Source organism: Desulfonatronum sp. SC1 (assembly GCF_003046795.1).
GTDB lineage: Bacteria > Desulfobacterota > Desulfovibrionia > Desulfovibrionales > Desulfonatronaceae > Desulfonatronum.
In genome coordinates this window covers 1-9,280 of sequence record NZ_PZKN01000055.1, presented here as the reverse complement: position 1 = coordinate 9,280, position 9,280 = coordinate 1, and the positions used below count along the sequence as shown (strand labels likewise).

The 9,280-nt window shown below is 51.8% G+C and carries 8 protein-coding genes; 4 read left to right on the top strand and 4 right to left on the bottom strand.

Features of this window, described 5'->3' with window-relative positions; translation table 11 throughout:
• Window positions 1-202: 202 nt before the first annotated feature.
• The 3 genes from C6366_RS18095 to C6366_RS18085 form a co-directional block, all read right to left on the bottom strand.
• The gene (locus C6366_RS18095) at window positions 203-1,582 is read right to left on the bottom strand and encodes a carboxypeptidase-like regulatory domain-containing protein (RefSeq protein ID WP_158269858.1); all 1,380 of its coding nucleotides are present in this window, start codon (window positions 1,580-1,582) and stop codon (window positions 203-205) included.
• A 120-nt stretch (window positions 1,583-1,702) separates the two neighbouring features.
• Window positions 1,703-2,443 carry a hypothetical protein gene (locus C6366_RS18090; protein WP_146164919.1) on the bottom strand — a complete coding sequence of 247 codons (741 nt, stop codon included), beginning with the start codon at window positions 2,441-2,443 and terminating at the stop codon, window positions 1,703-1,705.
• Window positions 2,444-2,720: 277 nt separating this feature from the next.
• Window positions 2,721-4,253: a glycosyltransferase family 39 protein gene (locus C6366_RS18085; RefSeq protein ID WP_158269857.1), complete on the bottom strand. Its 1,533-nt coding sequence runs from the start codon at window positions 4,251-4,253 to the stop codon at window positions 2,721-2,723.
• A gap of 304 nt (window positions 4,254-4,557) precedes the next feature.
• Between C6366_RS18085 and C6366_RS18080 the strand changes: the two genes are divergently transcribed.
• From C6366_RS18080 to C6366_RS18065, 4 genes are all read left to right on the top strand, one after another.
• Window positions 4,558-5,922 (top strand): hypothetical protein, encoded by a 1,365-nt coding sequence (locus C6366_RS18080; protein WP_146164918.1) that lies wholly within the window; start codon window positions 4,558-4,560, stop codon window positions 5,920-5,922.
• Window positions 5,923-6,198: 276 nt separating this feature from the next.
• A complete protein-coding gene (locus tag C6366_RS18075; protein WP_107740538.1) occupies window positions 6,199-7,473 on the top strand; it encodes a type II secretion system F family protein in 1,275 nt (424 codons plus the stop codon).
• A gap of 261 nt (window positions 7,474-7,734) precedes the next feature.
• Complete coding sequence (gene gspG, locus C6366_RS18070; protein WP_306460439.1) at window positions 7,735-8,172, top strand: type II secretion system major pseudopilin GspG; 438 nt, start codon at window positions 7,735-7,737, stop codon at window positions 8,170-8,172.
• Between the two features lie 8 nt (window positions 8,173-8,180).
• Window positions 8,181-8,627, top strand: coding sequence for a type II secretion system protein (locus C6366_RS18065; RefSeq protein WP_158269856.1), 447 nt, complete (start codon window positions 8,181-8,183; stop codon window positions 8,625-8,627).
• Here the strand turns inward: C6366_RS18065 and C6366_RS18060 are convergent.
• Window positions 8,572-9,114, bottom strand: coding sequence for a bacterial transcriptional activator domain-containing protein (locus C6366_RS18060; RefSeq protein WP_107740534.1), 543 nt, complete (start codon window positions 9,112-9,114; stop codon window positions 8,572-8,574). The genes C6366_RS18065 and C6366_RS18060 overlap by 56 nt on opposite strands.
• Window positions 9,115-9,280: the final 166 nt, after the last annotated feature.

The window sequence follows — 9,280 nt, the reverse complement described above, 5'->3', positions numbered from 1 at the left end:
TATAAAATTAAACGTTTTTTTGACAAAAAAGCAGAGATATCAGTAGGGTCTTACGCAAAGGGCCAGGTTAACATGCAGAAATTATTGCGGAAAAGGCTGGATTTGGCGCGATGCGGTTAAAGTCCTGTCGGACATTTCGCAGTGAACTCGACAGGATAAACCTTGCGTATTCCTGAGAAGGATATCCGTTTCGTCAGCTTGTTCATTCCTCCATCAACAGGATGTTGACCCCGGGAAGGGACGTATTCCAAATGGCATTAATGTTAGATGTCGGTTGCCCTTCCGTGACGTCAATATCGTCAGCGTCGGCATACTTGTATGTTTGTCTTCGGTTGTAGCACTGTGACGACAAACCATGTGCCCCTGTATTTCCAAAACAGACCCTATATGTGCCTGATTCAAGCGGTCCCGCGATGTAATGGCCATCCTGGTTTGTCCCCCCCCAGGCTACAGGTGGTGCCCATTCACCTTCATTCCATTGATCAACAACGTATACTTGAATATCAGGAAGTGGATTCCCAGATTTTTTAGCCATTCCTTCAATCCATCCGCCGAGTCTCAGTGATGCATTAATGTTTCTTGTTGCTTGACCAGCACTCACCCGAACATTATTTGCAGAATTATATGTAGTTTTGTTGTCATAATATTGGTGAAAATATTCGCCTTCACTAAAAAATCCTACTTTATACAGACCAGGAAATAAGCCTCCTAAATTAAATTCACCTTGTTCATTACTAAGGTCATAGCTCCATCCGTTTTCTCCGTTTGCACTTACGCGTATATTTTCAAGTGGAGTGCCGTTCTGTCCAGTAACTTTCCCTTGAATGCGTCCACCTATAGCCATTATAGCATTAACATTTCTTCTAATTTCGCCATCTCCCAAATCAATATAATCACCAGATCCATACCTATTGTTGTAAAATTGAGATGCATACACCCCATTTGGATCAGAGAAACGCACGATATATGTGTCGGAAGGAAGATTACTGAAAACATAGTCTCCTTGATTATCAGTATATACTTCCGTTGATCCATAGTCCCATCCGTAGCCCCAAACAAGAATCCCTTGCAACCTCACTCCACCAGGGCCTGTAACCCTCCCCTGAATGCGTCCGCTCCCCTGTGCCTGATGAGACCAAGATGTCTGGGAATTAATTTCACTATTTTTATGGTCGACCGGTTTTTCTTTTACCAAGAGTGAATCTTGTTTAAAATATTTCAGAACATTCATTCCAGTAATTGGAATCCCTGCATTCAAAATATTCCAGCAAGAACTTGGTGTTTCAATCTGAAGGCATAACAATTCTGTTACCCGAGGCGACAGAACGCGAAACAGTTTGTCCCAGTCTTCGGGCGAGTTTTTCAATTCCTGAATGTTCGCTGGCGTGGCGAGGAGAAAGGAATCCTCCGCAGTTCCCGTACCACCGTGGTAGGTTCCGGAAATGGCAGTTGAGGCAAAGAGGACAAGACCGGCCAACACCGCAAGACACCAGATCCATCCACGACGTGACTGATTCGTGACTGGAGATGAATGCACACCGTTTGATGGGTTGTTGGAGGAAAATGATACGGATTGTTTCATGCAAAACTCCTTTGTCTGTCCATGGTTAGCGTGGATTACGGGTAACTGTGATGGGATGGCCCCGCCCCTTTTAGTGGGGCGGGGCCATCCCATCACAGATAAAGTCAAAAAAGTCATAGACTATTCATCAAGGAGCAGCATTTTAACACCAGGCAAGGCCGGGTCTCTTCTTTCAAGAATAATATCCGTTAATACAGGACCTCGATTGTCACTGCCAAACGTTCCGGAAATAATATTCTCTCCATCAAATACCCCGTTTATCTTAATAAGATAAAAGTCGCCCTGTTCGGCACTTTCGATAAAACCAGCAACAAATCCGTTTTGTGCATATATTCTGCCTGACACGGGGTTTTCAAAACCTGAAAAAGATGAAACTTCACCATCCGCATCAACGGTAAATCTAACATCTCGCGAATCAAACGCTCCAAACCATGTGCCTTGTAGAACTGATTTGTCAGATACTTTTTTTAAATCAAACGACAATGCGCCATCATCGAATTCAATAGCTATGGAACCTTCCGTTGATGATAGAAGAAACCCATTGAATTCCATAAGTCCATCATGTTCCATATGCAAACCTATGGTAATAGCTCCATTTTCCTGAACGCTGTAAAAAGAATTTTGGCTAGAGAAATGAAAAGTATTGCAATCCAAAATATTACCATTTCCATCGGAAATCATATACAATGTGTCACGTTCTTGCTGAGTACTGTCGTATGCAATCCATAAACCGGAAAACGATGAATTGTTGAAATGTGGCTGGGCACTGAGTTCGCTGTTAGCTAAAACAAAGATAAACGCAAAGAAGAAAAATAGGCTCATCGCCTGCATCCGAGTCAAGATGGGTGAATTAATTTTCACGCGATAATCCTCCATTGTTTCAATTCGAAATCTTGAAAAATGCCATCTAAACAACTATTCCAGTCAAATAAAACAGTTTTGCTTACGTATAAAATTCCCAAGAAAAAGAAGGTTGTTTATTGAAACAATGATGCATTGATTTGTAGTAAAAATGTAGTCAGTACGCGCAAAAAGGCTCTCCAAATCGGCAATATAAGCTTTTTGGAGTAATTTTTTGTACCTCTGCTAGTATGAATAATGACCCCGGTCAACCGCTGAACAGGTACTGAACGGATGATCATGAAGACAGCGGCAGTCTCCAGACAAATACGTCAAAGCCCCACGGTCCCCTGGCCACAAACACGGGCGGAGTCCGCTCCAGGAGCGTCCTGATGCCCTTGTTTTTGATCATCCTCAAGCCGAAATCATCCAGGAACACGTAGCCACGCTGCATGGCGGCCAATCGGCTCGCCTTATGAATGGTCTCGGCCCCGGCGTGCGGGTCGTGGTCCCGCTCGTGACCTGGGTAGCCGCTCAAGGAATGGGGCAGAAAGTACTTCTGTCCCTGTCCATCCAGGTAGAAATCGTGAAACATGGGAAAGGCGGAGACCGTGACCAGGTCATGCGAAATGCCGCCACCAGCCGCATGGTCTACTCTAATCCAGTGGCAGGCCTCGCGCCAGGGTGCGGTGGGAGCGGTGAACCCGAGGTCCGGGTGGGGCTGCGGTGTGAAATCGAGTCTTGCCGTGGACAGGCCGGCCAGAAAGAGTACGCAGAGCAGCACGGCGCCGGCCTTCCGGGCGAGACTGGGAACGCGCAACAGCCATTGCATGGGAGCGACGATGCCGTAACCGACAAACAGGGGGATGAACAGGAATAGCGGCAAGGCGTACCGGAAGTGAAAGAGCATGGTGTACCAGGAAATCAGGACAAAATACGCAACCATGCATATGATCAAGGGGATGATGGTTCGGGGCAGTTTGACCGCCGTGAGCACCATGCCCACGGCAGCCCATGGCAAAAGATATCCGAACTGCGCCTGAAGGAAAAACAGGTACAGGCCGCTGTAGTTCATGGCATGGTCGCGACCAAGGCGCTGGATGGTGGCTGCAATTCCGGAGTTTGACCCGCTGAGCATCACAAGGATTGCGGCAAGGAGTAACAGGACAGTCAGGATCATGAAGAAGATCCGCTGGTCGCGCAGCCAGTCCGCCAAGAAGCGGTGGCTCCTGATTCCCAGGGGCAGACAGAGGGCCATGTACAGGAAGGCCAGATAACCGGCCGGGTGGGTCAGAACGGCTAGCCCTCCAAGTCCCAGGGCGGACATGATGGACCATCGGCCGGGTGAATCTTGGAAGCGCAGGAAGGCGGTCAGGGACAGGATGGTCAGCAGTTGGAGAAGAACGTAAGACCTGGCCTGGCGGCTCCAGCTCACTTCATAGCTGAGCAGGGCCAGCAGGCCCGCGGCGAGCAAAGCAGTCCAGGGGCAATGCGTCAGGCGGCGCACGAAGAGATAATAGGCCGGAATGAGCACTGTTCCTGCCAGGGCGGAAAAAAAGCGTGCTCCGAATTCCAGGTCCTGAAACAAAATCGTGCCCAGGGCCATGAGGTAATGGGCTGGGAAATAGTTCCAGGCCAGGCTCCCGTCGGCCAGGCGGGGCACCCCGTGTTCCAGAATGCCCCGGGCCGCGGCCAGGGAAAAGCCTTCATCGATCCACAGGCTCAGCGCGGAAAGCTGCGAAAAACGCAGCCAGCATCCCAGCGCGGTGAGAACGATCAGGGCCAGAGGAAGAAGGGCTTCAGTTTTTTGGATTTTCGGGCGAAGTGACATGATGATGGAACTGGTCGAAAATTCAAGCCGGTCTGCTTGGAAAAACATGGACCCTGCAAGCCATGACGAGGCATTTCATTGCATCACCGCATGTAATCATCTATCCTTCTCTTCAGAGGCGAGTCAATGCAATCTTCGGGCAATCTTTGGACTTTTTTGTGTATTTTTGTACTTATGGCAAGCATTGGCTTTTAAGTATCTCTCAGGTTTGCCCGGTTTGGATGACTTATCAGCTTGAATACCCATCATGACAGGAGGAAAAGAGACTATGGTTCATGTGCGATTTCCTGAGGTCGGATTTCGGATGATCCTGAAAGGCTTGTTGGCGTGGTTGTTTGTCCTGGTTCTGGCAGGCAATGCGGTAGCCGCGGTTGTCACCGGACGCATCAACCAGGAGCAGGGACAGACCCCCTTGCCCGGTGTGAATATGCTCCTGTTGTCAGCACTCACAAATGCCGGTTGCCATGCCGGATGCCATGCAGGCCCCGGCTCGTTCTTGCAGGCTCAACTGGTCGCGCCTGCCTCCGACAACACTCGGGTCAACGAGATCTGGTTGGCTACATTGGATGTGGGTGCACTCAATTCGGGGGACGAGCGCCCGAACGCTTTTCCGATGAGCAAGACAGTCATTCCCGTGGGCGGGGGAAATTCTTTCCAATTCAATACCAACAACATTTCAGACTACGACGTGATGATCCTGGCCAATACCGAGGCCACTGACCCATGGGAGGTCGTTGTCGGGCTGATTGCCCTGCCTGACGGCAACAATAGTCTGGTGAATATTCCATTGGACGATCTGGCCGGTAATTTGGATTTGGGCTTGGTCACACCGGGCAACAGGCTTGGGGTGGCCACCAGGTCAGTAATGCAAGCGGCAACCCAGTTCGGCACATTTTCCGGTCAGGACTTGTCGCAAATGGCCATGATCAACGATACGACCAAGGCGGTGATCAACGCCCATGTAAACCATGATCCGGCTCGAGGACGGGTCGTCGGTACAGGGATCAACACAATCCTGTGGTTCTCCAACCTGAATCCAAATACGTTCACCTCAGTGCCCGCGGACGACACGTCCGGGTATAATCTTCATTTCCGAACCAACAAAGGCACTGGAAGCCCAAAATATCTCTATCCACCTCAGGATGTTTCCTTCAACGGGAATGATTACGGACCAGGCAACCCCATCCCCATGGGCATCAGTCATGATGGGGGACCGTACTACACCTACTTTGCGTATGGTTTTGACCGCAATGCTCCTCCTCCTCCCGGCGTCTGGGTGGTCAAGGACGGGACGAACAATGTCGAGGGGCAGGCGGATTTTTCCCTGCTTGGCGGGATGGATGAGAACAATAATCCCATTGTCATGCCTTCGATCCGGCCCAACGTGGACTCCAACGGAGTGGTCACATCATTTGACACCGAGTGGTACACCATGCACAACGGCACGCCAAGGAAAATCACCTCCACAAGGGCCCTGAACGGCGTTATCCAGCAGTACTGGTTTCAATCCAGCGTCAAGCAGCCTGGTCAAGAGAATTACTCTTTCCAGGGAAACATCATTGGGAAGACACTTGTCCCCTGGGAAATCAAATTCCAGGACATCAAGAACGGTTATGTCAAGGTTAATGTTGTTTTGTATGGGTCGCAGTTCGAGTGCTATTTTAAGTGACAAAGTGCCCGAGATAGATTTTGGTTTGTTCCTTTTCCAGGAGCACAAAGATAGAAGTAATATGTGTGAGGTAGGAGGCAGGCGCTCTTTTTGGCTTGCTTCCTGCCTTTAGCTACATAGTTGAGTGTTGAAAAAAATCCTTGTCGGCAGTCCACTCAAAACCCCGAGTGCAAAGAGCAAGAAAAAACGAGATCGAAGCGAATTTATTGATATGTGTGTGTTTGTTTTTTTGCAGCGACGCAGCAATTGGGAGTTTTACAACGGACTGATAGCTACATGTCCATGCAGTTCCACTACAAAGCCGTTACGCCCGATGGCAAACTGACCCAGGGCACCCTCACCGCGGACGGTGAAGATGCCGTGGCGCTTAGTCTCCAGCGTCGGAATCTCGTGGTTCTCAAGGTCAACCCCAGCACCGGAGACGACGATTTCAACGTTTCCAGAACCAGTAAAGCTGGAGTCGGATCAAGGGCCGAATCTTCGTTCTGGGCAATGTCCGCGCCGCTCTTTGCCGGCAAGCCCGGATCAAAAGACCTGATCAGGTTTGCCGAGAATTTGGCCATTCTGCTCAAGGCTGGAATACCCCTGAGTCGCGGCCTCGGCGTGCTCGCGGAACTGATGGAAAAACGCAGTTTCAGGACCGTGATCAGCGACGTGTCCCAGCGCATCCGGGGCGGCAGTTCCCTGTGGCAGGCGTTGCAACACCACTCGGCGGTGTTTCCCCCGGTTTTCGTGAACATGGTTCGGGCCGGAGAAAGCGCCGGGGTCCTGGAGGTGGTTCTGGCCAGACTGGCCGAGTACCAGGCCGGCATCCAGGAATTGCGGGAGTATCTGGTCTCGTCCATGATCTATCCGGGCATCCTGGGGCTGACCGCGGCCGGTTCCATCGTGGTCATGCTGACCCTCGTGATCCCGAAATTCGCGGTAATATTTGCGGATATCGGCATTGAACTGCCCATGGCCACCCGGATCATGCTCGGCGCAGGCGACTTCCTGCAAGCCTACTGGCTGATCCTGGTGGGTCTGTGCGTGGCTCTGGGAGTTGCCTCCCACGCCCTGGTGCGCATGCCCCAAGGCAGGCTGGCCTGGGACAAATTCAAGCTGACCTTGCCCGTGCTCGGCCCTCTTTTCCACAAAATCGAGGTGGCCAGGTTTTCCCGCACTTTGGGGACACTCTTGGGCAGTGGCCTTTCCATGCTCGGGGCCGTGAATATCGGCAAGGGAGTGGTTATGAACACGGTCTTGCGCAATGCCCTGGATCAGGTCTACGACGACCTGAAAGAGGGGCGCATGCTCTCCACGGCCTTGGAGCAACGCGGGATGTTCCCCCTGCTGGCCGTGCACATGCTGGCGGTGGGCGAGGAGACCGGGGCTTTGGACACCATGCTGAACAAGGTCGGCGAGATGTACGACAAGGACCTGAAGCGATCCATCAAGTCGTTCACCTCGCTGTTCGAGCCTCTGGTCATCCTGGTCATGGGGTTGGTCATCGGCGTGATGGTTGTGTCCATGTTGCTGGCGATCTTCAGCATTAATGAGCTTGGCATGTAACTGTCCATAGAAAAACTCTTAATCGCTGCGTCGCTGAATAAAGTACAAGCTCGCATGTATGAGTAATTACGCATCGACATTGAGTTTTTTGATTATTACGCTTGTTTTTTTGAACGAACAGCGATTTTTATAGCACCCAGGTAAGAGCTTGGTTGCAAAACGACGTTTTTCACTAAACTTGTTGATGGCTGAACCGGGATGCGCCCGTTGGTGGATGAAATTATTGGCTTTTTGCAGTGTTCTTGAAAGGAGCAGCGTGGAATGATGCGGAGTAAAGTGCGTTTTGACGGAAGGCAATGTGGTTTTTCGCTCATCGAATTGTTGATCGTGATGATCATCATCGGACTTTTGGCGTCCCTGGTGGGGCCGCGGCTTTTTCAGCACGTCGGCCAGTCCAAACAGAAAACGGCCAGGGCCCAGATCGAACTCCTGGGCACGGCCCTGGACGCCTATCGCCTGGATGTGGGCAAGTATCCGACCACGGAGCAGGGATTGGATGCCTTGCGCCGCAAGCCCGCGGACGTGGACCGCTGGAACGGTCCCTATCTGCCCCGCGACGTGCCGCTGGACCCCTGGGGCAATGCATATGTGTACAAAAGTCCCGGGGATCATGGGGACTATGACCTTTCCTCCCTGGGGGGGGATGGACGAACCGGAGGCCAGGGGGAGGACGCGGATGTGCGCAGCTGGGAGAATTGAGGGGCCATGTGAAGGCTGAAAACGGCTTTTCCCTATTGGAACTCCTGGTGGTGATGCTGATCATCAGCGTGTCCCTGGGGATTTTTCTTGGCTACAATTATACGCAGCGCGACACGGTCATGTTGCGGTCAACGGTCAGTGAGGCCAGGCAGTTTTTGCGCATGGCCCAGGGGTTTGCCCTTTTGGAAGGCAGGGACAACGAATGCGTTTACCAGCCACAAGAGCATTTGTTGCGCGAAACCTTGCGGGGCAGGGAGCTGACCTTGCCGGAGATCGTGCGCGTTTCCGCGGAAGACTTGCAGCCTCTGGGCGATGCACACCTGCGGGTCACGGCTTTTTACGCGGACGGCTCGTCCCTGGGGGGCAGGCTGAAACTTGCGGCTGCTGACAGGGAGATGGTCATTCGCATGGATCCGATCTTGGGGGAAACGTACTTGGAAGAGGATGAGAATTGATCGATCTGAGTGCATAATCCAAATCCGCCACCAGCCCCCGCAGCGATTCGCTGGGCTCACTCCCCAGTTCGGCCCGGAATATCTTTCCGCAACGTTCAAACACATTGACCGCATCGGCTTTTCTCCCTGTCTGCAAAAAAAAGAGTATCAGCCTGCGGTAGAAATCTTCGCGCAGGGGCTCGACCTGCAAGGCCCGTTCACAGACGGTCTCGACCATTTCCCGGTGCCCGGCCTGCTCATGGAGCTTGATCAGCCGCTCCAGGACCCGCAGGCAGCGCGTCTTCTGCTTTTCCCGTATCGCGACCACCCAGGCCGCCGTATCCTGGGCCAGAAAATCACCCTGGTACAGGGACAGGGCCTTTTCACTGAGCATGCCCAACTCGGGGGTCAGCACCCGACCGTTTCCCGCGAAGATCTGTTCCACCTTGGAGCAAGTCTGTTCAAAATCCATGAGATCCACCAGGCAAACCGCTGGATTGATGCTCACGGCGCGATTCTTGACCGTGACGGCCTCGGGCGTATTCAGCAGGACTTTAACCGCATCGCGCCAAATCCAGCCTTTTCCGCAATAATTTCTGCATGTTAACCTGGCCCTTTGCGTAAGACCCTACTGATATCTCTGCTTTTTTGTCAAAAAAACGTTTAATTTTATA

Excerpts from the sequence above, each read along its gene's own strand:
- C6366_RS18080 (WP_146164918.1), top strand. The coding sequence starts at position 4,558 with ATGATCCTGAAAGGCTTGTTGGCGTGGTTGTTTGTCCTGGTTCTGGCA.
- C6366_RS18095 (WP_158269858.1), bottom strand. The coding sequence starts at position 1,582 with ATGAAACAATCCGTATCATTTTCCTCCAACAACCCATCAAACGGTGTG.
- gspG (WP_306460439.1), top strand. The coding sequence starts at position 7,735 with ATGATGCGGAGTAAAGTGCGTTTTGACGGAAGGCAATGTGGTTTTTCG.
- C6366_RS18075 (WP_107740538.1), top strand. The coding sequence starts at position 6,199 with ATGTCCATGCAGTTCCACTACAAAGCCGTTACGCCCGATGGCAAACTG.
- C6366_RS18085 (WP_158269857.1), bottom strand. The coding sequence starts at position 4,253 with ATGTCACTTCGCCCGAAAATCCAAAAAACTGAAGCCCTTCTTCCTCTG.